This window comes from Lacihabitans soyangensis, assembly GCF_024343775.1.
In the GTDB taxonomy this organism is placed as follows: domain Bacteria; phylum Bacteroidota; class Bacteroidia; order Cytophagales; family Spirosomataceae; genus Leadbetterella; species Leadbetterella soyangensis.
This window is the reverse complement of sequence record NZ_RJUF01000008.1, coordinates 74,195-96,588: the sequence shown is the minus strand read 5'-3', so window position 1 is coordinate 96,588 and position 22,394 is coordinate 74,195. Positions and strand designations below refer to the sequence as shown.

Here is a 22,394-nt window from a genome sequence, read left to right as displayed (position 1 = left end):
AATAGAATAACTAATAGCTTAGAAAATCTTAGCGAACTTTGCGAAATTCTTTGCGGCTTTGCGTTAAAAAAACATAGCAAAATGTCTTTCCTTGATTTATAAGTCCTTTGCGAACTTTGCGAAAACCTTCGCGTCTTTGCGTTAAAAAAAACTACTTAGAACAAATGAAAAAATCAAATAAAGCAATCATTTCAGAAATAAAGTACCTATTCTTCAAAAGCGGAAATGACGAATATTTTGGAGAAAAAGTGAGCCAGTTTGAGCATGCCGCCCAAGCCATGATGTTGGCCATCAGCGAGGAAGAGTCTCTTGAAATGCAAGTGGCAGCCTTTCTTCACGACATCGGCCACCTAATAGATACTGACGATGACAATACCATGGAAGTTTATGGTAGAAAAGACCATGAGGAGGCTGCAAAAGTTTGGTTGGCGGAAAGAGGTTTTTCTCTGAAAATACAAGCTGTAGTGCAAAATCATGTACCAGCCAAAAGGTATCTATGCTTGAAAAGGCCTGAGTATTATGCGGCTTTGTCTGCTGCCAGTAAGAAAACCATGAAGTTTCAAGGCGGTGTAATGGCTGCAGAAGAAGCTCAAGAATTTGAAAACCAAACCTATTTTGAAGAAAGTCTCAAACTGCGAGAATGGGACGATAAAGCAAAAGTGACCAACATAGAGCTTCCAAGTTTAGAAGATTGCCTGGAGATTGTAACCAAATATTTGGAAAGGAGGAGAGTGGAGATTTGAAAAGGTGCTGAATTTGGACCTCAAATTAAACGCAAAGAACGCAAAGTAAATGCACGCAAAGCTCTCAAAGTGAATAAGTTTCTCAGCGTTCTTTGCGTAAACCTTTGCGTTCTTTGCGGTTAAAAAAAATCTTTGCGGTTAAATCTAAACTACAATATCTTCTTCAACCTCCAACTCCAACTCCCGCATAAAAATGCTTTCTGATTGATTGATCCAGGCTTGGTGATTGTGATTATTGTGTTGTTTTAGATAATTCAAAAATAAACTCACATCGATTATAGGAGAATACACGCCACCGCCCGCACGTTCTGCATCGTGGGCATTGCAGAGTTGCTCATAGTGCTTTTTGATAGGCACCATAAGTGCAGGTTTGCCCAAATACATGGCTTCACAGACAGACTCAAACCCAGCAGTACTGATAATTCCGCTACATTTGGCCATTTTTTGAATAAATACCGAAGACGAGATAGGATTGATATTTATGTTATTCGGAACTTCTTTTACAGTCTTATCAATAAATACTTCAAACTTCACCTGAGGATTTTCTTTGGCGTAATCAAATATTTCACTCACCAATTCAGCCTGGGTAAGGTACACCAAAATGTACCCATGGTTTTCTGTCGAATAAAAAACCAATTCATTTCTGAGAAGTGGCGGAACGGTTACAATGCCCTTGTCGTCAGGAAATTCACTATATGACAAGGCTAGAAGTTTATCAGCCCCCAATGCAGTTATTCTGGTGTTGAAATTTACAATCTGTCTGTCAAACCAGTGGTTTTTAGGATGATTAAAGTTTCTATTCAGTAACAAATATTGATGGCCTACGCATATCACTCGGGCTTTGGGATTACAAAAGGCGGAATACAAGCCACCCAAGAAATCATAAAAATTTACAATGATATCTGGCTGGTGTAGATCTATGGTATTTCTGATTTTCTTTATACTCAAAATGTATTTTCTCAGATTTGGTAATGCATTTTTTACAGTTTTTGGCAAACTGAGGGCTTTTGTTTTTGGGTCATATACCAAGCTCGGACTTTGAAAAGTTTCCATTTTAAAATTACCTTTTTCTGCTAATAGTACTGGTAATTTCTTCGGATTGATGGTGCCAACTAGGGCCACTGCCACCTCGTGACCGTTGCTCATGAGCATCTCTGCCAATGAAATGGCCTGGGTTTGGTGCCCTCTGCCTTCGCCCTGAATAATAAATGCAAATTTCATAAATGCTTTGGTTTAACCGCTAAGGCACTAAGATGCACTGTTTATTCTTTACAATGCTTTTTAATTATTAGGGGTGTTGGTTTATAAAATAGGAGTTTTAAACTGCCTTTGGCCATTCTTCTATTGTGATTTTTTCGTTCTTGAGCGGAATCTCTATTTTAGGAACGGTGTAAAAATAGACCAAGCTCCACTCGTGGTTGTGGTTTTCTACCAATGCCGAAAGAGACTCCACCCAATCGCCGGAATTCATATAGGTAATGCCATCAAAAGTCTTAATGTCAGGTTTGTGAATATGTCCACAGATAATTCCGTCGCAGTTTCTGGCTTTTGCCAATTCTGCTAGTTTTTCCTCAAAATCAGATATGAAATTGACCGCCATCTTTACTTTTTGCTTAATAGACTGCGACAGTGAGAAATATGGCAAGCCTCTGAAACTGCGGTATTGGTTATAGAACTTGTTGATCCAAAGTAGGAACGTGTAACCAATATCTCCCAAATAGGCCAGCCACTTCATGTGTGAGGTGATGGAATCGAAGACGTCTCCATGTGTGACGAAAAATTTCTTTTTTCCTGATTTTAAGACATAATCGCGTCGGATCTGGAAGTTTTTACCAACTACCAAAGGCATCACCTGGTCCAAAAAATCATCGTGGTTACCTCTAATATAGATCACCCTGGTATTGTCTTTTTCCATCATGCGGAGGACAACCCTCAGAAAACCTGTATGTTTTTTTCGCCAGGTTCCATATTTTTTCAGCTGCCAACCGTCAATAATGTCTCCGTTCAAAATCAGTTTTTCGCAAGAGAGTTGTTTCAAAAAAGTGGTAGCATCTTCAGCTTTTGAGCCGTTGGAACCAAGATGTACGTCAGAAATTACGACGGTTTTATATTTTTTTAATTCCTCCAAAACACGTAATATTTAAATACTCAAAACTACTCTGGAATTGTTATCAGAAAGTATTTAAAATGTTAGGAAATGGTTATGAATCAGTATGTTGTGTTGTTTGTTAATGAAAATAAAACAATTTCTTTACATTGAATACTCCAAATAAACCTCTGCTACATTTTAATTTTGTGTCGCTAAAATGTGCATCGAAAAAATATGGCCTTGTTGGGAAGTATCATTAAAAAAAGTATTGCCTTAACCGCGAATATAAAAAAACTCAGGATTGTAAAACCAGCTAAGCATCAGCGAAGAGTACTTTTTAAATTGCTCAAAAAAGCAAGAAAGACGGAGTTTGGACGCTCGTATAATTTTGAGAAAATTGCAGGTATTCGAACTTTGAAAAAAGAGCAGGCCATCTACAAAGATTTTAAAGAGACCGTACCCATTCATGACTACAATAAAATGTATAACTTGTGGTGGGTAAAAGCCCGCAACGGAGAAAAAAATATCACTTGGCCGGGTAAGGTCAAATATTTTGCCTTGAGTTCGGGTACCTCAGAAGCCGCTTCTAAGGCCATTCCGGTAACCAAAGCCATGATTAAGGCCATCCATAAGGCAAGTATTGCCCAGATAGTTACCCTCGGTCACTTTCGAGATTTGCCAAAAGAAACTTTCGAGAAAGGCTATTTGCTCTTGGGTGGCGGCACGAGGCTCAATCAAATCGACGACCATTTTGAAGGCGATTTGAGCGGAATTACAGTCGGCAAAATGCCATTTTGGTTTGAGAAGTTTTTCAAGCCAGGCAAAGCCATTAGCCAAGAAAAAAGTTGGGAGAAAAAATTACAAGAAATAACCCTCAACGCACCAAACTGGGATGTGGCCTTTGTGGCGGGCGTACCCGCTTGGATTCAGATACTTTTTGAGCGAATTATTGCTTTTCATAAGGTAGAAAACATCCATCAAATATGGCCAAACTTGGTGGCTTTTGGTTGGGGTGGTGTTTCTATAGATCCCTACAGAGAAGGTTTTAGTAAATTGCTAGATGGCTCCAAACCTTTTTATTATTTAGAAACCTACTTGGCTTCAGAGGGTTTTGTGGCTTATCAGGCTAGGCCAAACGGTCACTTACAAATGGTACTAAACAATGGCATTTTTTATGAGTTTATCCCTTTTACAGAAGCCAATTTCGATGAGGAAGGAAACTTGAAAAATAAACCAGAAACCTTGATGATTAACGAGGTGAAGGAACATACGGAATACGCACTTTTGATGAGTACTTGTGCTGGAGCATGGCGATATTTGATAGGCGACACCATAAAGTTTGTAAACAAAAAAACGGCAGAAATTGTCATAACAGGCCGCACCAAGCATTTCTTAAGCCTTTGTGGTGAACATCTTTCGGTAGAAAACATGAACAGGGCAGTTATGGAGGTAGCGGAAGAAATGCAGCTATTTATCAAAGAGTTTACGGTAATTGGCAAAAAGCATCCGCCCTTGTTTGCTCATCAATGGTATATAGGTTGCGACAATTGTCAGGACGAGACTGAACTTGCCCGAAGAATTGATGAAAAAATCAAACTCCTAAACGACGATTACGCAACAGAAAGAACCCATGCATTGAAAAACGTATTTTGTAAAGTGCTTCCTACCAGCGTTTTCATTGATTGGATGAAAAGCCACGGTAAAGAGGGCGGACAGCATAAATTCCCGAGGGTTTTAAAAGGAAAAATGGCTGAGGATTGGGAGGAGTTCATTAAAAAGATCTAGTAATATTTTAGGCAAGACTAGTTTTTTATACCTGGTTCAAAGAAATTGATTTTATGGTTTCAATTTTAGGATAATAAATATCAATTTCTGATGGTCTTCATTTAACGTATATAAAGTCTGTTTCTGATTTCTGCCCGAATAGGTAGTTGAAAATTCGATTTATGAATTTCTTTAATTCTGATTCAAAGAGTTAAAGATTTTGGTACTTAATCTGCTTCGTTGTTTATACGTAAAATTTACATAGTACTTTCTCAATGTTTTTTGAAATGACACTTCAGGCAACAATCATAATTGAAGTTTTTTAATATTAACCTTTTTTTATTAAGTAGTTGTTTGTCAGTGTTTAAATTATTTTTTCTTAGTATTGCAATTGCAAAAATGTTATTTTGAAATGGGGGATATAGAAGAACAAACGTATTAATCTGTATATTTATGGTTTAGAAAAGGTGTCAAGACCAGTATTTTTCGATCATATAGATAAAAATTCAATTTTCTAGAAATTACCAGAATCAGATTATTATTTAGATTATGAAAAGGAAAGAGTTTTTGAAAAAATTGAGTTTTAGTACAGCTACTATTTTGAGTACAGAGAGCATTTTGTCCTCGTGCATGAGTGGCATGCACCATGGAGATACTGTTGTTCCTCAGGTGAATAGTGGATTGTTTATAAATCCTCTAAAAATTCCGAAAACTGTTTCTGGAAATACATCTTTAGTAGCTCAAAATACAACTGAAGCCCTAATGTCTTCGTCAAAAGTAAGCGTATTGGGTTATGGAGAAGGTATTTTGGGACCAACCATCCGAGTGAAAAACGGTGAAAATGTCAATATAAATTTGGTAAATAAACTTTCTGATCATACCAATATTCACTGGCATGGTCTAAAAATTCCTGCTGATATGGACGGCCACCCAGACCAAATGGTGATGCCCAACGAGACCTTTAATTATAAATTTAAGGTTAACCAACAGGCCGGCACAAATTGGTATCATCCACATTTGCACGAATCTACTGCTGAGCAAGTTACACTTGGGCTTGCAGGTTTATTTATAGTTGAATCAGATGAAGAAAAGGCTTTGGGATTGCCAAAGGATTCCCAAGAAATTCCCCTTATAATTCAAGATAAAAGAATAAAAGCCGATGGTTCAATCAACTATCAGCCGACGATGAAGGAAATTATGACCGGTTATTTGGGTGAAAACATCTTGGTAAATGGTACTAGTAAACCATTTTTAGACGTTTCCACCCGTTTTTATAGACTTAGGATACTCAATGCTTCCTCTGCAAGGATTTATAATTTGGCATTAAGCAACAAGGCCGAGTTTTATTTAATAGGCTCAGATGGGGGCTTATTGTTTCAGCCAGAGCCAGTAAGAAATGTTTTGATTAGTACGGGTGAAAGAGTTGATATTTTAGTAGATTTTTCTTTAGCAAAAGTAGGGGAAGTTGTTTTTCTCAAAAGTGAGCCATTTTTTACAATGGGAAATGCCCAAGGTAATCAACCATTTGATATTATGGCTTTCCATGTCAAAAGCCAAGCTACCGATACATTTAAATTACCCAATTCTTTATTGAATTTTTCCAAGTTGTCTGCTTCAACCAATATCCGATCTTTTACTTTAACCATGGACCATATGGCAAAAGAAGGTATGCATAAAATTAATAACAAGATCTATAAATCAAACCGAATTGATGAAACGGTAGTTTTGGGTTCTGTAGAGACTTGGGATTTTGATAATTCTATTGGAGATGAAGCCCACCCTATGCATATTCACGGTGCAAATTTTCAGTTGGTGTCTAGGATGGGTGGTCGCAATGCTATTTTTCCTCATGAAAAAGCTTGGAAGGATACAGTTTTGGTTGGTCCAGGAGAAAAAGTACGGGTAATGATCAAATTTGAAATAAAGGGTAAGTTTGTGCTTCACTGCCATAACCTCGAACATGAGGACGATGGGATGATGTTAAATTTTGAGGTTAAGTAATTTGTAATTAAGAAAGAACCTATTGGTATTTGGGTATCAAACTTTTTTGTAAAAGCTTAAAAAAGAGCTAAAGTATTTCTAGTTCAATAGAGCTCCAAATGTTTAATGTTTTCTTAAGATTAGTGTGCTAATCTAATAATATGAGAAAAGGAGAGTTTCAAAGAAAAATCAGGAAAGCACACCGCTTTTTGGGTGTTGCTTTAGGTATTCAGTTTCTGTTCTGGACGATAGGCGGTTTGTATTTCAGTTGGTCTGACATGGACGAAATCCATGGAGATCATCAAAAGGCCCATATTCATCCCTTGGGAGTGGATTTAAATTTGGTAAATCCGCAGATTATTATTGAGAAAATTAAAGAAAAGGATAGTGTTAATTTTGTTTTTGATTTAAAGTTAATTCAGATTTTTGATGAGCCTGTTTATCAAATTACCTATTCTAAGGTACATGACCGAGACAAAAAAATACAATTGGCCAATGCCCAAACAGGTGTTTTGCGTGCTCCATTAACGAAAGAAGAGGCAGTAAATATGGCCAAAACCAACTTTGCAGATGATGCCAAAGTAAAACAAGTGGAATATTTAACGACGACAAATGGCCACCATGAATACCGCGAACAGCCTTTGCCAGCTTATGCAGTAACTTTTAATCATCCATCAAATACCACAGTTTTTGTGGCGGCTGAGTTAGGAACTGTCCAAAAATTCAGAAATAATAAATGGAGGGTTTTTGATTTTTTATGGATGATGCACACCATGGACTATCAAAGCAGAGACAATATTTCTAATTGGTTGCTACGAGCGTTTTCTTTGTTTGGTCTATTTTCTATCCTTTCTGGATTCATTCTGTTTTTTGTAAGTCGTAAAAGAAAATAATATTTAAATATCAAAGAAATGAAAAAAAACATCCTAATCATATTGAGCGTAATAATATCTAACTGCGTGTTTGCTCAGCACGAAAACCATCAACCTAAAGCCGATACTGCCAAAACAGCCTCAAAGCCCAAAAGCCCCAAAATGACAGCCATGGCAATGGTAGGCAACAATCATGTACACATTGAATATGGCTCTCCAAGTGTAAGAGGGAGGTCAATTTGGAACGGTTTGGTGGCCTACAACCAAGTTTGGGCAACGGGAGCACACCACGCTACTTGGATAGATTTCTCGCAAGATGTAATGATTCAAGGCAAACATATTCCAAAAGGGAAATATGGTTTTTTTACAATTCCCAACAAAAAAACATGGACGATTATTCTTAGTAAAACTTGGGATATGCACCTTGCAGATGACTATAAGGAGGAGAACGACATTTTAAGGTTAACGGTAAAGCCTATCAAAAACAAAAAAATAACTGAAGCATTAACTTATGATGTCATAAGCACGAATGGTAAAAAAGGAAAAATCAAGATGACTTGGGAATATTTAACCGTTTCATTTGATTTTGAAAATATGTGACCATGGTATTCAATTGCAAATATTTCAAGGTTGTTCATGCCAATTCTAGATGGCGTTTTAAGTCCTTAGATATTTTTATATCAAATCATCGAGAGGGAATATATAGATTGCCTGCATTATGATAATTGGATTTGGTCTTTATTTATCTATTTTCGTAATTATTAAACAATTCAACCTTAACATTATATGAAATATTTCTTCGGAATCATTGCTTTGCTATTTACATTTTGTGCTTGTGAAAAACAATCTGCCCCATCTTTAGAAGGTACCTGGGAGCTAATTTCTGCTACTTCGACCGAAAAGGACTCCACGTTTTCAACTTTCAACTTAAAGGTGAAAATGATAAAAATTATCAATGGTAGTCATTTTGCTTTTTTAAGTCATGATATCACCGGATCTAAAGATTCCACCAGAGCTGCTTACACAGCTGGTGCGGGAACTTACACGTTGAAAGACAGTATTTATACCGAAAACTTAGAATATTTCATTGACCCTCAATGGGAAAACCATAAGTTCGAATTTGTGGTAAAAATTCAAAACGACACTTTGGTTCAAAAAGGTGTAGAGAAACTAGAAAAATTGGGCATTGACCGCATAATTGTGGAGAAATATGTGCGTGTTAAGTGATCAGAATAGATTTGGAAGTTTTAAACCAATTAGAGATGAAAAAAATACTTTTGACTGTAGTTTTTCTTTCTGCATTTACTCAATTTTCTAAAGCTCAATCATTCAGCGTAAGTGCCAACAAACGGTATTTAATGAAAGATGGAAAACCATTTGTCTGGGTAGGAGATACGGCCTGGGAATTGTTCCATCGATTGGATAGGGAAGAAGCCGCTTTTTATCTTGGAAAACGTGCTGTTCAGGGATTTACGATTATTCAAGCCGTGGCTTTGGCCGAAATGGACGGTATCAACAAACCTAATGCCTATGGAGAAAAGCCACTCGTCGATAATGACCCTACCAAGCCCAATGAGGCCTACTTTAAGCATGTAGATTTCATCGTTGATAAAGCCAATGAACTTGGTTTAAATATCGCCTTATTACCTACTTGGGGCGATAAAGTTTTTAAAGACAGATGGGGTGCCGGACCCGAGATTTTCAATGAAAACAATGCCAAAATCTTTGGTAAATGGATAGCCAACCGCTATAAAAATAGAACAAACATCGTATGGGTAATGGGTGGTGATAGAAATCCGAGGCTTGGAACTACGGATGTAGCAATTTGGAATGCCATGGCAGTGGGAGTAGTGGAAGGCTTGGGTGGAAATGACAAAGGGCTGCTCACTTTTCACCCTCAACCCAATAAGGAGGGTGCCAGCGAATGGTTTCATAATGAATCTTGGTTTGATTTTAATATGTTTCAGACGGGGCATTGCAGAGATGCAGCAGTTTTTGATAGGATTCAAGGTTCTTATGACAGAACTCCAATCAAACCTGTCATTGATGGAGAACCCATTTATGAAGATCACCCAGTTTGCTTTAACGCCAACGAAAACGGAACTACAAACGCTTACGATGTTAGAAAAGCCATTTACTTAGATGTCTTTGCTGGAGCGTTTGGTTTTACTTATGGCTGTCATGACATCTGGCAAATGTATTCTCCGAAAACAGAAGGCGTGAATGGACCCAAAACTTACTGGCACTTTGCTTTGGATTTACCGGCGGCCAAACAAGTGAAGTTTTTGAAAAAACTCATAGAAGCAAGACCGATTTTAGATAGAATACCCGACCAAAGTTTGATTTTGGAGAATAATTTGGCGGCATATGAAAGAATCCAAGCCACACGAGGAATTGATTATGTTTTCGTTTATAGTGCTATGGGTAAGTCTTTTACAATGCAATTGGGTAAAATTTCGGGAGAGCAATGTTCGGCTTATTGGTTTAGTCCTCGAAATGGCGAAGTAAAAGATGCTGGGAAATTTGAAAACAAAGGCAGCAAAGTTTTTACTCCACCTAGTTCAGGTTACGGCCAAGATTGGGTGCTCGTAGTTGATGATGTACAAAAGAAATATCCAAGAATTTGATTTAGAGAAACCACTCTAAATCAAATTCATCTTATTGGTTAGCATTTCAAGACTATCTGAATATCTTCCCTTTTTTTATTAACTCATCGTATTTGGCTATGTACATTTTATCCAAGGTCTCGGAGTCTTTGTATTTTACACGAAGTGCGGCTAGTTTTTTATGTAATTCGGCTTTCACTTTGGCATATTTTGGATCATTGTAAACGTTCTTCATCTCGCTTTTGTCGTTTACTCTGTCATACAATTCCCATTCGTCAATGTCATAATAAAAATGCACAAGTTTATATTTTTCAGTTACGATTCCGTAATGCCTTTTTACCATGTGAACACTCGGATATTCATAATAGTGATAGTATGCGGCATCTCGGAAGTTTTTGCCTTGACCTTTAAAAATTGGAATTAAACTCTCTCCTTGCATATCAGAAGGTGATTTTATGCCAGCCGCCTCTAGAAAAGTTTGAGCAAAATCTAGATTTTGAACCATCTGAGTGTTTTTAGAACCAGCTTTTATCACGCCGGGCCATTTAACCAAGAGCGGGGTTTTGAATGACTCATCAAAAATAAATCGCTTGTCGAACCAGCCGTGTTCGCCCAAATAAAAACCTTGGTCGGAGGTGTAAACCACAATGGTGTTTTCTTCCAGATTGTTCTTTTTCAGGAAATCCAAAACCTCTCCCACACCCTCATCCACAGAGGCTATACTTCCTAAATAATCTTGCATGTATCGCTGATAACGCCATTGCATTTTCTCCTTTTCGGTCATGGTCGGGAATTTCTTTATGAACTCCTCATTCATTTTTCCATAGGCATCGTCCCAAGCTTTTCTTTGCAAAGGATTCATTCTTCCTACTGTGGCATTGTAGTTTCTTTTGTCATAAGCGTGCGATTCTTTAATGCCCAATTTATCCATGTTTTCTGGAGTTATTTTTGAATCTCCCGCCCAATTCATGTGGGTTAAAAGATTCATTTCTTGTTCCTTCGAAGCTCTGCCACGACCCTCATAATTATCAAAAAGAGTTGAGGGTTCTGGAAATTTTTTCTTTAAAAACTCCTTAAAATGACGCTCCGCTGGCAACCATTCGCGATGCGGAGCTTTGTGCAAATAGGCCAAGAAGAAAGGTTTTTTTTCGTCTCTTTCGTTTTTGAGCCAATTAAGTGTCAAGTTGGTAATCAAATCCGTTACATAACCCGTCATCTTCTTTTTGCCTTCTTTTTTAGTTATAAAATCGGGGTTATAATAATCCCCTTGGTCAGGCAAAATCTGAAATTCATCAAACCCTTTTGGGTTATTTCCAAAATGTAACTTTCCAAACATAGCAGTCTGATAACCATTCTGTTGTAATATTTGTGGAAAGGTAATATTGGTGGTGTCAAATGGGAAATAATTGTCGATTTTTCCGTTTAAATGACTGTGTTTTCCTGTTAAAATCACAGCTCTCGATGGAGCACAAATAGAGTTGGTTACGCAGGCATTCGAAAACAGCATTCCGTCATTTGCAATCCTATCTATGTTTGGTGTTTGGGTGAGTCTTTTATCATAGGCAGATATTGCCTGATAAGCGTGGTCATCAGACATGATAAATACAATGTTCGGTCGTTTTTGTTTTTTGGGTTTGAAAGCAAAAAAGCCCACAGATACTACTGAGATGAGAAGGAGGGACAATAGAATTTTTTTCATATTTTTTTTGGTTGAATATTGATGATACCAATACATTTTCTCTTCTAGTTTGAAAATTTTGACTCAAACTCGAATGTGTTTTGAAACTTATGAGGTTTAACCATGTAAACTTAAAAAGAAAATAAACGAAAACGCTTACTAGTCATTTGATTATTTTTACTTTCGTGTTCAAAAATTAGTTAAATTATTTCTTTGAATAACACAGTAGTTTCTGAGTATATTGTGAAAGATACTTTTTTCCATCAGGATTCTGAAAGATGAATTAGGTACAGGATGAAAAGATATATTTTTTGAGAAATAGATTTATATTAGGCCCAGATTAACGTTTTTCGTAGATTTAAATATTGCATTGCAAATTTTTATTGGACTATTATATTTTGGGTTATCTAAGGATTAAGAAAACGAAAATTTAAAAATGAACAAAAGGCTTCAATTTATTCTGTATTTTGCATTTTTTCTTTTAATCTCTGCTTTCGGAGAATCGACATTTGGTCAAAAGGAATCCTCCTTAGCGAGCCCAAAACCTCGAACCATCGTAACCACCGACGGTGAACTGGACGATGTAGATTCATTCATCAGAATGTTGCTTTACACAAATGAGTATAAAGTAGAAGGCCTCATTGTGAGTAGCTCGCAATGGCATTATAAAGGTGATGGAAAAGGCACAAAGTTTACCTCCGAAATGGAAATGACCAAAAAGCTCTATGGAGAACGTACCGAACTCCGTTGGCCAGGAGAGCAATGGATTTATGACTTGGTAGATGCATACGGCAAGGTTTATCCCAATTTGGTAAAGCATTCAAAGGATTTTCCCACTCATCAATATCTCAGGGACAGAATACGTATCGGAAATATTGACTTTGAGGGTGAAATGGAAAAAGATACTGAGGGTTCAGATTTTATAAAAGCCAAACTGCTTGACGATGATACCTCTCCGCTTTATTTACAAGTTTGGGGTGGTACCAACACCATTGCTCGTGCTTTGAAATCGATTGAAATTCAGTACAAAAACACCCCAGAATGGGACAAAATATACAAAAAAGTTTGTCAGAAAGCCATTATTTATGCCATTCTTGACCAAGATGCGACCTACAAAAAATATATAGAACCCAACTGGAAGGATATCAAAGTGTACTATAATGCCAACCAGTTTTGGAGTTTTGCTTATTTCTGGAAAAGGGCTGTTCCTGAACAACTTCATCCGTATTTGGAAGGGAAATTTATGGGTGATATCATTAACAATCATGGGCCACTTTTAAAAATGTACTATAGTTATGGCGACGGTAATCCACCGCTTGGTGAAATAGAAGACATTTACAGCAGTATGGAAAAAGCAAAGAAAAACCAGTGGGGTAGTTTTGGCCAATACGATTTTATTTCGGAAGGAGACTCTCCAGCATTTTTGCATTTGGTAGATGTAGGTTTAAATAATTTAGAAAACCCTCAAGATGGTGGTTGGGGTGGCCGTCTGGTGCAATCAACCGTAACACCAAGCCGATGGGAAGATGGCAAAGCAGCAGCGGATTACAACCCCTTTACCCAAAAAATGGACGATGCCTACGCTCAAACCAAATGGATACCGGCCATTCAAGAAGATTTTGCCGCCCGTGCAGATTGGTGCATAAAAGACTTTAAAAATGCCAATCACGCTCCAAAGATTTCGGTTAAGGAAGGAAATAAACTCAAAGTAAAAGCTGGTGAAAAAATTACTTTGAACGCAATAACTACTGACCCAGATGGCAATAAAGTAGCCATAAAAGTTTGGCAATATCAAGAGGTTGACACAGCTCAGGAAGCAATCAAAATAGAAACCAAAGGAAGTAAATCAGTAATAGAAATACCAAATAATCTCAAAAGTGGTGAAAACATACACATCATTGTTGAGGGTAAAGACAACGGAACTCCTAGTTTGACCAGATATCAGCGGGTGGTTTTGACGGTGAGGTAATTTTGAAAGTTATAATTTTAAAAAATAAAGCCCCATAATCTGCTGATTATGAGGCTTTTATTTTGCGGTCTGGACGGGATTGCCCAAAGTATTGATTAATAGATATTTACGTGTTTTTGTTATTGCCAGTAACATAACCAGCAACATATTGTTTCATGAAATCTTTGGCTTTCCATTTTAAATCATGATTTTGTATTGTTTTTCAATTTGACTCATAATATATAACTGCCCACATTTATATGATTTGGTGGTACACTTTCATTCTAATCATTGCTACACTTTGATGCGATTATACAATCAAGCTCACTGGATTGAACTAAAGGGAGAATCAATGAGAAAAAACATCAAAAATCAAAACAAATAAATACCTTTGAACCAAAATCAAATCAACACCAAATAGCTCCACATAAGTGGCCCACTTTGAACCGGAATAGGTGGCCCACTTTCACCGGAATATGTAATTTTGAAGGTGTGGTTATGAAAACTGGCAAAAGCATTGAAAAAGAATTTATTCAAGGCTTTCATTTCTTTGTAGAAAAGAAAGATAATTCAAGCCAAAAGCAAGAAGTTGAAGTTTTAGAAATACAAATAGCTGCCGAACGGTCGGAATATAATAACGAAATCGGGCGAATATCGAGAGAGCTTCAAACGCTTGAAGACGAGCTGTACACTGGCCAGCAAAACTACGCTCGTATGAGCGATTACCAAAAAGGGCGTTGGATTCAAGAAAGTAAGACTTTAGAAAGCCAAATTAAGTCTTTGGAGCGTGAGTTAAACAGAAAGCCCTCTTTAAACTTACAAGACGATTTAAAGCGTCTGGAAGGTTTAAAAAAGGCTTTGAAAGAAGATGAAATTCGAGTCAGTGGGAATTTTATGGTTTGGAAGAATTAACGTTTTGCCGCTACCCGAAGATGACGATTTAGAAGCACAAAGTTTAAATTTAACCACAGAACCGCCGATTCCTTGTATTCACTGTTGTAAGCCGTTTAGTTCTCAATTAATTTTAATGTAATAGAATACAGCTACATTATTTGGTCTTGTTTCTTAACCTACACCAGATTCAGAATAGTCCTTATTTGGCTGCCTAACATAGGCATCTACTCTATCTGTTGGATTACTTGGAATGTAGTCCAGTGAACCATTGGGATTACCATTTCCAGATTTACCAGTCCAACCATGGCTATGTGACCCAACCAAATCATTTTGAAAACTACCAACAACTCTACTATCAGGGTCTACCTTATCTTCACTTATTGGGAGAACAGGTTGATAAGGGTCAAATATATTTAGACCCCTTATAAACATACCTCTAAGGTCAGGTAAAATATTTTGTGAAGTGAGGGTTTGAAATTTTGAATTTGGGACAGGTCTTCCATCGCATGGAGACCATTTACTTTTGCTAGAAGTCCAAATGCCATCAAGACTTTTTTCATTATTTTTCGTAGCTGCATTAAACTGTTCAAAATTTAAATAGGATGTAATTATTGTGCCGATTGGAATATTTGAAGCAGAAGTGAAAGCTCCTTCTGCAACAGATTTACTAACTAATAAGCCTCGGTCGGTATTGAGTGAAAGTACTAAATCTTTTTCTTGGTCTCTTTTACAAGTTACAAGTAACGAAAAGGAATTTAACTCTTGTCCCGTTACTAAATTTCCACTTATTACACTACCTGTTGGTTCTACGTTAAAACTTTTAACAATTGGCATTGGGTCATTTGGTGATTGCGGTCTATAATATATTGCAAATACAACTGTATTTTCTGTTTCAATATTTGTTCCTTGAATAAATCCAGTCTTACTTACGTCATAATCTATTTTTTGACAATCAACATAGGCCTGATAAAGATTAGTATTAGGAATTGTACTAAAACTCGTTTTGTAAAAGTCTGATTTTACGTTAAATTGCGTTGTTTTTAGTAATCTATTTCTAAATTCTGAAAATTGGTCTTCACTAAAATTTGCCCCTAATGATATAGGTAGACCTTCAAATGGTAACGTTAATGAACTGCCCCATTTCCCACTTTTCATATCCGATTTGAATTGTTCTGACAAATAATAAGTTCGCAAATCACTACTAAATTAGTCAGTATTGGTCATATTTGTAAATGAATATAGCCCACCTTGTAAAAGTTTGTCGCAATTTTGTGAAAAAGTCTGCAAGCTGATTATTAATGTTGTACAAATGAGTAAAATGCTTTTAGATTTCATTTTAATAGTTTTTTTTAGATTTCAGTTTTCTTTAATTTGATAAGTTAGTAGTTATGAATAATCATTCTCTCAGATGAGAATCAATGAATTTTAACTTAACCTTACAGTATCTTTTCAAAAGACAGCAATGTACACAATTAATTTTTATTAAATAAAAATATTTATTTAAAGGAATTTCATATCGAATTATTATTTTAAGTCAAACGTATATTTTTCTCAATTATACATTCACTATATTTGACCGTTCTAATGAACACAGCTAAAAGTTTTTTTTTAAAATCCCAATGGATATTCTGTTGGGATTTTTGTATAAAAATAAGCGAAACAATTTAGTAAGATTCTAAGAAAATACTTTCATATTATTTTCTAATTTCCTAAAAAGATTCATTAACACAATACCCCTTATAAAACGAACAATGGAAAAGTGCAATTTATTGCACTTTCTGCCTTTGCATTTTTCAAAGATTTCAAAATTGGTTTTTTTCATTTGCAAAAAACGAAATGGTTAATTCATTTGTGTAATTATTCATTTGTTCAATTTCACAATTATACAATGAAAATCATTACTGTAGCTCACCAAATGGGAGGTGTTGTCAAAACTACATTAACATTAAATCTTGCTGCAAGTCTAAAAAACGGAGGTTTGAAAGTGGCTTTACTTGATATTGACTTGCAAGGTAGTTTGGCTGGTATCAGCGACGAACTGGAAGATATTGCGTTTATTCAACCTGACGAGCTTTCAAATATTGGAACGCTGCCGTATGATGTTTTAATCATTGATACACCTCCGTATCTCATTAACTCGCTCAATGATTTGTTTGCCATTTCAGACTATGTTTTGATTCCATCGAAAGTTGGGTTCTTTGATGTCATGGCAATACGAGCTACACTTGCAATTATCAGAGAAGCACAAAAAAGCAGACCAGATTTAAAATATGGTGTGGTGCTAAATATGCTAAAAAGTTGTACAAGTATTACAGATGATATTCGATATATACTTGAAAGCTATGAAGCTTACGTTTTAAAGACTGTCATTTTAGAAAGGGTTTCTTATACTCGTTCATCTATTACCAATGGTGTATTTTCGACTGAGGATGTAAAAGCTCACCATGAAATAATTGCACGAACAAACGAAATTTTGGACGAACTTAACGCACAAGAAAGACAATTGCAAAAACACAATATTACACCAATAAATTTAAAGGGTTTGCAGATAAGGTTAAAACTGAAAAAGCAGAAATACCTATGCAAAAGGTTGTTCCAGTAACAGCTTCAAAGAAAAGAGAAACACGCGATAGAAAAAAACACAAAACCTTTTAATGTTTGGTTTCCAAACGAAACATTGAAGGCTCTGAAAGTGAAAGCTGCAAATGAAGATTGTAGCGTAAAAGAGATTATAAATATAGCAATTGATGCTTATTTGAAGTAAACAAAAACAGTCAAGCAAAATTACTTGACTGTTAAGGAAAACCATGCTTCTGACAACTATTTCAACTGTTTTTCTTCAGAATTAAGTTCTTTCCAAAATCTATCAGTATATATCTTCTTAATATCTACTTCATTTTGAATTTGTCCTGTTTCTTTTAGTATTTTTTGAATATTTGAATACGTTGCTTCATCCATATAACCAAAACCTTCTGAAAGATTTTTTCCGCTATTAATAAGACCTTCAACTGCAAGAAGCTGGTCCATTTGCTGTATCTTATCTAAATCTTTATTGGCTTTGAGCAAGATTTTGATGGTTTCTTCCTTATGTGCTAAAGCATACTTCCACCCCTTTAATGATGCACTCAAGAATTTTTTAATTAATTCAGGGTTTTTATCAATAAAATCTTGATTAGCGAAAATCATATCACCAATAAAAGCACTATTATAATCTTTTGGTGATAAAATTTGTAATTTATCCTCAGTGTACCCTTTATCTCTAATCTGATTTAATTCATTAAATACAGTTACCTGTGAAACCTCATATTTGTTCTCTAAAAAAGGAACTATTGTAAATTCTTGTGGCACAATCTTTACATCATTTAGAGACATCCCTGCTGACTTAAGCATTGCTATAAACTCAGCTTCATCATTTTTTAACCACAAACCAACAGATTTTCCCTTTAAGTCGGTCAAGTTTTTTATATTATTCTCAGATTTTATTACATACCGATAAGGTGAATCTTGCATAATCTGTCCGATAATAGTGAGTGGCACACCATTACTTCTTGCCGAAATAATTTGATTGGGCATTGCAATACCAATTTGGTCAGACCCATTAGCTACGGTCATAAAACTTTTAATATCTGGTCCGGCAGGAAGAATTGTAACATCAAGACCAGCATCTTTGTAAAAACCTTTACTTTCTGCCACTAAATAACCAGCGAATTGAGCTTGCTTCACCCATTTTAACCTTAGATTAATTTTGTTACTTTCTTTTTCAGAACAAGAGAGTAAATAAAATACAGAGATAATAAGAATTGCTACTTTTTTCATGATTTTGAGAGTTTAAATGAATATTTTTCAATAACTATTATTAATACGTAAGCTAATATTCCGAGAAAACAAGAAAGAAGAACGTACCCCCATAAACGAGGCATATTCAAACTGTAAACACTTTGCAACATACCATAACCTAAGCCAGAATCAGAAGCGATAATTTCCCCGACAATACTACCAATGACAGAAAAGGTAGCACTTAACTTCAAACCTGAAAATATGAACGGACGGGCATTAAAAAGTTTAAATTTTGTCAGAAAGTCCCATTTAGTTCCTCCGTATACGTTGAATAACTCTGCATACGCTTTCGGATACGTGGTTAAGCCTCTGTATGTATTAATTGATAGTGGGAAAAAGCATAAGAAAGCTGAAACCACAATTTTAGATAGAATACCATTTCCAAACCATAAAATTATAATTGGAGCAATAGCTATAACTGGAATTGCATTGGATGCGATTACGTATGGCAAAGCGATTAGTGATATTGTCTTAAACTCTGCCATTACAACACCTACTAAAAATCCAAACAAAGAGCCAAGCATAAAGCCTAAAATTGCTTCCTTACTTGTAATTAATAGATAGTTAAGCCAATCTGTATTTTGTAAGAAAATTGCTGTAAATACCTCCGAAAACCTTGGAAAAACATAGTTTGGGATATCAAATATAGATGGAACGAACTGCCAAAGTAACACCAAGATAAAAGCTGTTAATATGGGATATAATACACGGTTATTAAAGATTTTCATATTTACTATTATTTAAGATAAGATTTCTGCATGTATTTACTGTATTCATAAAGTCCAATGAATTCATGATGGATGCCAATCGAGGTTTTGGGAAATTTACTTTAATTTCAGTATTAATTTTTGCAGGTTTAGATGATAATATTATTATTCTGTCTGCCAAAAAAACAGCTTCTTCGATAGTATGTGTAACAATAATTGTTGGTGTTTGTACTTTATTTAAAATAGCTGATAACTCTTCCATAAGTCTTGTTTTTAAAACCAAGTCAAGTGCACTAAAAGGCTCGTCCAAGAGTAAAACCTCTGGTTTTGTAATTAACGCTCGTGCAAAAGAGACACGCTGTTTCATACCACCCGAAAGTGTATCAATGGTATAGTCTGCATATTCAGCGAGACCAACTAAGGAAAGCAACTTTTCATAATACTCGGTATCTACTATTGATTTTCTCCCTATATTCAAAGGCAATAATATATTATCACGAACTGTACCTTCTTTTAAAGTATGTTCTTGAAATGCCATACCAATCATTTTTTCTTTTTTTGCTTGAGATGGGGATAACCCATTTATCAAAACATTACCTCCCGTTGTATATTCTACTTCTTTTACTGTATGCAAATCTGCAATACTTCTTAATAAAGAAGACTTTCCACATCCTGACTCGCCAAAAATAGCTACGATTTCATTTTTATTTACTTCTAAATTGATGGGCTCCAATATGTAATTTTTCCCAAACCAGAGATTTAGATTTTCTACAACTATTCTATTTTTGTTCATGATTTTTTTCCTTAAATGTTCTATCAAACCAGTGTAAAAGTAATTCTGTTTTTTCTGGAGATATTAGAACTACATCAGTTTCTATACCCTTCGTCTCATGTTTAAAATGAGAGATTCCTTGAATACCTAAAAAATTATTCTGTCCTTTTCCATGTGAGCCGACTAAATGCTCAATTTCCAACTCGGCTGATAAAGAATCACTTATGTTATCATAAATCACGTAATCATGTGGGTTGGGAAAATCATTATTGGCAAAACAGACTTGAATTTTATCCATCTGATTACGTTCACCTATCTTTCCTAAAAAATCCCTCATAGGTTTCGTTTCTTCTCCCATTAACAAATACAAAAAGGTATTATCATTAAAGGTTGCTTCAATTATTTGTTCAATAAAATATTTGGCCCATAATAAATCAGAAGTCACTACTTTAACTTGAATATGGTTCGACTTAAACTCTAAGATTTCACACAATTTCTTTGAAAGAAGATGGCTACCGGTGGAGTGAGTAATATCGTATTCCTTTGTATTTAAGTAATTCAGTGTTTGATCAGAACTTTGAGTAGCTTCATCTAATTGATAATTTATATTGGAGTTCTTTAAAATATAATTGATTATAACTATGGGAAATTCATTTGTACCTTCCCCAAAATTGTTTGTCGGGTCATATTTAAAGTGTCCAAATCGTTCTAACTGCTCGTCTAAAATCTTTTCAAAATTTTGTTCAGTTATTTCAACCCTGTCTTGAGTGATTTTTATTTCACTATATTTTTTCCCAAAGGACTCAAATGTTTGTTTAAAATTAAAAGCTTTTTGACCACTTACTTCTAAAAGCTTATGTTTTACTGGTAAGTGATAATTCTGTATTGAACCATTAAATTTATTCTCAGTTGATTTCAATGACTTACCGTAGGGTGAGTTTTTCTCACTAATACAATGGTCGAAAAAAAGCGTAAATTCAGTTCCGCTCCATTTTTTAAGATAGCCAAATCCATAAGCCCTTAAAGCCATATAGGCAAACATTACGTGTCTTTCTTTATCTGAGTAATAAAAATTCATATCGTATGTGTTTAAGTTTCACAAATGTATTGCAAGTAAAGTTTACCACAATAGACTTAAAGAACTATGAGTGAACTATTTATTTTCATTGAAATAAATGTTGTTTTTCTAATTTAGAATAACAAACAATGAAAAGCGATGAAATTTCATTGTTTGTAAACCCATTCACATCTTCTTCATTTATTTTGCACTTTTTATGTTTTTTTTCTTTTTTTTTATTACTGCGATAATTTTTCGATTAAAATTCATTAAAACACTATCTATAAATTAGTTACACCTATAGTATTGATGAATAAAAATAGTTTTTTCATACTTTTTTAAATGCTTTGTACTTGAGAAAAGGAGTATCAACTTTGCAAAAAACGAAAACCAAATTTCTTATGAAAGCAACGATTACTACCGAAAAAATCAAGCATGAAGATGAAACTCTTCCAGCAAAGATTGCCTACACAAAGTTTGCAATGCTCCAAGGCACAAACAACTTCAAGGTGCTTAGTGAAATACGTAAGGGCTTTTCTCAACTAACAACCATACTTCTTGTCAACAGCACAACATACGAGATAAATTACTGGGTTCTTCCCTTAGATTCTAATCTCGTAGAGTTACGCTTATCCAGTTATAGCCAAATATCGTAAACAATGAATATTAATATACGACCAAGACCACCCTAGAATTATGGCAATAATTCTTAATCAATATTTCAAAAATAAAATCACCTAAAAAAATGGATACTTTTTTCGAATTCCCTCATGAGCAAAACAAACAAAGCTCAAAAATCTTAGAACAGCCAATTGATACTAATTACGAATCGTTCAATGTTCAACAATACCGTAGTTCTGTGCCGTCAGAAAACAAACAGTTTAACGATAGCAAAGAAGAATTTGATGCCGTAGTAAAAGCGTCTAAAGACATGGACGACCGCCTAAAAATCTATCTCGAACAAAACGAGGGGGCCGTTAGAAAAATTTTTCCCTCAAAGATGCAAAAGCTGGTAGCCCAGAAGGAGCGGTTAATGGTGGGGTCGGCTCTTGATTTTCGTTTAGGTCTTTTAAAGCTCGGCAACGAGTTCAGACTCGAAGCAATGCGTGACAGATACGACACTTATTTAAAAGCGTATAAGGGCGAAAATCGCCTTCAGTTAACAAAGTTTATGATTGGCAAGGTAAACGAACTTTACAGGGTTGTTAAAACAGAAGAAATAGCAGGAATTAGAGAGCTGGAGGAGATGTATAAAAACGCCGCTACAATCAACGAGCCAAGTATCAAAAGTAAGTACATTGCTCGAATTGGTAGTCGAGAAGACAAATACCTAAACGTTATCGAAAAATTGATGTCTCACTTCGAGGCTATTTTGGACGAAAATTTAAGCCGCCCATCGTTCAATTAATTTAAACGCTCCAGTGCTTAAAGCACTGGAGCTTAAACA

The 22,394-nt window shown here is 35.5% G+C and carries 19 protein-coding genes; 11 read left to right on the top strand and 8 right to left on the bottom strand.

The window, feature by feature from the left end:
- Positions 1 to 164 precede the first annotated feature (164 nt).
- Positions 165 to 743, top strand: a complete 579-nt coding sequence (locus tag EGI31_RS05075; RefSeq protein WP_255036088.1) for an HD domain-containing protein — start codon at positions 165 to 167, stop codon at positions 741 to 743.
- 144 nt (positions 744 to 887) lie between these two features.
- Here EGI31_RS05075 and EGI31_RS05070 read toward each other — a convergent pair whose 3' ends face one another.
- Positions 888 to 1,964, bottom strand: a complete 1,077-nt coding sequence (locus EGI31_RS05070; protein WP_255036087.1) for a glycosyltransferase family protein — start codon at positions 1,962 to 1,964, stop codon at positions 888 to 890.
- Positions 1,965 to 2,061: 97 nt separating this feature from the next.
- Complete coding sequence (locus EGI31_RS05065) at positions 2,062 to 2,871, bottom strand: UDP-2,3-diacylglucosamine diphosphatase (RefSeq protein ID WP_255036086.1); 810 nt, start codon at positions 2,869 to 2,871, stop codon at positions 2,062 to 2,064.
- Positions 2,872 to 3,066: 195 nt separating this feature from the next.
- On the opposite strand from EGI31_RS05065, the gene EGI31_RS05060 reads away from it, so the two are divergent.
- The 6 genes from EGI31_RS05060 to EGI31_RS05035 all read left to right on the top strand — a co-directional run bounded on the left by EGI31_RS05060 (position 3,067) and on the right by EGI31_RS05035 (position 10,075).
- Positions 3,067 to 4,617, top strand: a complete 1,551-nt coding sequence (locus EGI31_RS05060) for a GH3 family acyl-acid amido synthetase (RefSeq protein ID WP_255036093.1) — start codon at positions 3,067 to 3,069, stop codon at positions 4,615 to 4,617.
- A gap of 528 nt (positions 4,618 to 5,145) precedes the next feature.
- Positions 5,146 to 6,597, top strand: a complete 1,452-nt coding sequence (locus tag EGI31_RS05055) for a multicopper oxidase family protein (RefSeq protein WP_255036085.1) — start codon at positions 5,146 to 5,148, stop codon at positions 6,595 to 6,597.
- A gap of 140 nt (positions 6,598 to 6,737) precedes the next feature.
- Positions 6,738 to 7,469, top strand: coding sequence for a hypothetical protein (locus EGI31_RS05050; protein WP_255036084.1), 732 nt, complete (start codon positions 6,738 to 6,740; stop codon positions 7,467 to 7,469).
- Between the two features lie 18 nt (positions 7,470 to 7,487).
- Entirely contained in the window at positions 7,488 to 8,048 is a 561-nt protein-coding gene (locus EGI31_RS05045; protein ID WP_255036083.1) for a DUF2911 domain-containing protein, read from the top strand.
- Between the two features lie 186 nt (positions 8,049 to 8,234).
- On the top strand, positions 8,235 to 8,675 hold the full coding sequence (locus tag EGI31_RS05040; protein ID WP_255036082.1) for a DUF4488 domain-containing protein: 441 nt from the start codon (positions 8,235 to 8,237) through the stop codon (positions 8,673 to 8,675).
- 35 nt (positions 8,676 to 8,710) lie between these two features.
- Entirely contained in the window at positions 8,711 to 10,075 is a 1,365-nt protein-coding gene (locus EGI31_RS05035; protein WP_255036081.1) for a glycoside hydrolase family 140 protein, read from the top strand.
- Positions 10,076 to 10,127: 52 nt separating this feature from the next.
- Here EGI31_RS05035 and EGI31_RS05030 read toward each other — a convergent pair whose 3' ends face one another.
- Positions 10,128 to 11,753 (bottom strand): sulfatase family protein, encoded by a 1,626-nt coding sequence (locus EGI31_RS05030; RefSeq protein ID WP_255036080.1) that lies wholly within the window; start codon positions 11,751 to 11,753, stop codon positions 10,128 to 10,130.
- 415 nt (positions 11,754 to 12,168) lie between these two features.
- Between EGI31_RS05030 and EGI31_RS05025 the strand changes: the two genes are divergently transcribed.
- Together EGI31_RS05025 and EGI31_RS05020 are read left to right on the top strand one after the other, a co-directional pair.
- Positions 12,169 to 13,701 carry a DUF1593 domain-containing protein gene (locus EGI31_RS05025; protein ID WP_255036079.1) on the top strand — a complete coding sequence of 511 codons (1,533 nt, stop codon included), beginning with the start codon at positions 12,169 to 12,171 and terminating at the stop codon, positions 13,699 to 13,701.
- A 477-nt stretch (positions 13,702 to 14,178) separates the two neighbouring features.
- On the top strand, positions 14,179 to 14,592 hold the full coding sequence (locus EGI31_RS05020; protein ID WP_255036078.1) for a hypothetical protein: 414 nt from the start codon (positions 14,179 to 14,181) through the stop codon (positions 14,590 to 14,592).
- Between the two features lie 153 nt (positions 14,593 to 14,745).
- On the opposite strand, the gene EGI31_RS05015 is transcribed toward EGI31_RS05020, so the two are convergent.
- Complete coding sequence (locus tag EGI31_RS05015; protein ID WP_255036077.1) at positions 14,746 to 15,729, bottom strand: hypothetical protein; 984 nt, start codon at positions 15,727 to 15,729, stop codon at positions 14,746 to 14,748.
- Between the two features lie 733 nt (positions 15,730 to 16,462).
- On the opposite strand from EGI31_RS05015, the gene EGI31_RS05010 reads away from it, so the two are divergent.
- Positions 16,463 to 17,176 carry an AAA family ATPase gene (locus tag EGI31_RS05010; protein WP_255036076.1) on the top strand — a complete coding sequence of 238 codons (714 nt, stop codon included), beginning with the start codon at positions 16,463 to 16,465 and terminating at the stop codon, positions 17,174 to 17,176.
- 218 nt (positions 17,177 to 17,394) lie between these two features.
- On the opposite strand, the gene EGI31_RS05005 is transcribed toward EGI31_RS05010, so the two are convergent.
- Genes EGI31_RS05005 through EGI31_RS04990 form a run of 4 tightly spaced genes read right to left on the bottom strand, consistent with a single transcriptional unit; the run spans position 17,395 to position 20,968 of the window.
- Positions 17,395 to 18,390, bottom strand: a complete 996-nt coding sequence (locus EGI31_RS05005) for an ABC transporter substrate-binding protein (RefSeq protein WP_255036075.1) — start codon at positions 18,388 to 18,390, stop codon at positions 17,395 to 17,397.
- Positions 18,387 to 19,139: an ABC transporter permease gene (locus tag EGI31_RS05000; RefSeq protein WP_255036074.1), complete on the bottom strand. Its 753-nt coding sequence runs from the start codon at positions 19,137 to 19,139 to the stop codon at positions 18,387 to 18,389. Before EGI31_RS05000 ends, EGI31_RS05005 begins: the two co-directional genes overlap by 4 nt.
- Complete coding sequence (locus EGI31_RS04995; protein ID WP_255036073.1) at positions 19,126 to 19,911, bottom strand: ABC transporter ATP-binding protein; 786 nt, start codon at positions 19,909 to 19,911, stop codon at positions 19,126 to 19,128. The genes EGI31_RS05000 and EGI31_RS04995 overlap by 14 nt, the downstream gene beginning before the upstream one ends.
- Positions 19,898 to 20,968: a hypothetical protein gene (locus EGI31_RS04990; protein ID WP_255036072.1), complete on the bottom strand. Its 1,071-nt coding sequence runs from the start codon at positions 20,966 to 20,968 to the stop codon at positions 19,898 to 19,900. Before EGI31_RS04990 ends, EGI31_RS04995 begins: the two co-directional genes overlap by 14 nt.
- A gap of 724 nt (positions 20,969 to 21,692) precedes the next feature.
- Between EGI31_RS04990 and EGI31_RS04985 the strand changes: the two genes are divergently transcribed.
- The gene (locus tag EGI31_RS04985; protein WP_255036070.1) at positions 21,693 to 22,355 is read left to right on the top strand and encodes a hypothetical protein; all 663 of its coding nucleotides are present in this window, start codon (positions 21,693 to 21,695) and stop codon (positions 22,353 to 22,355) included.
- Positions 22,356 to 22,394: the final 39 nt, after the last annotated feature.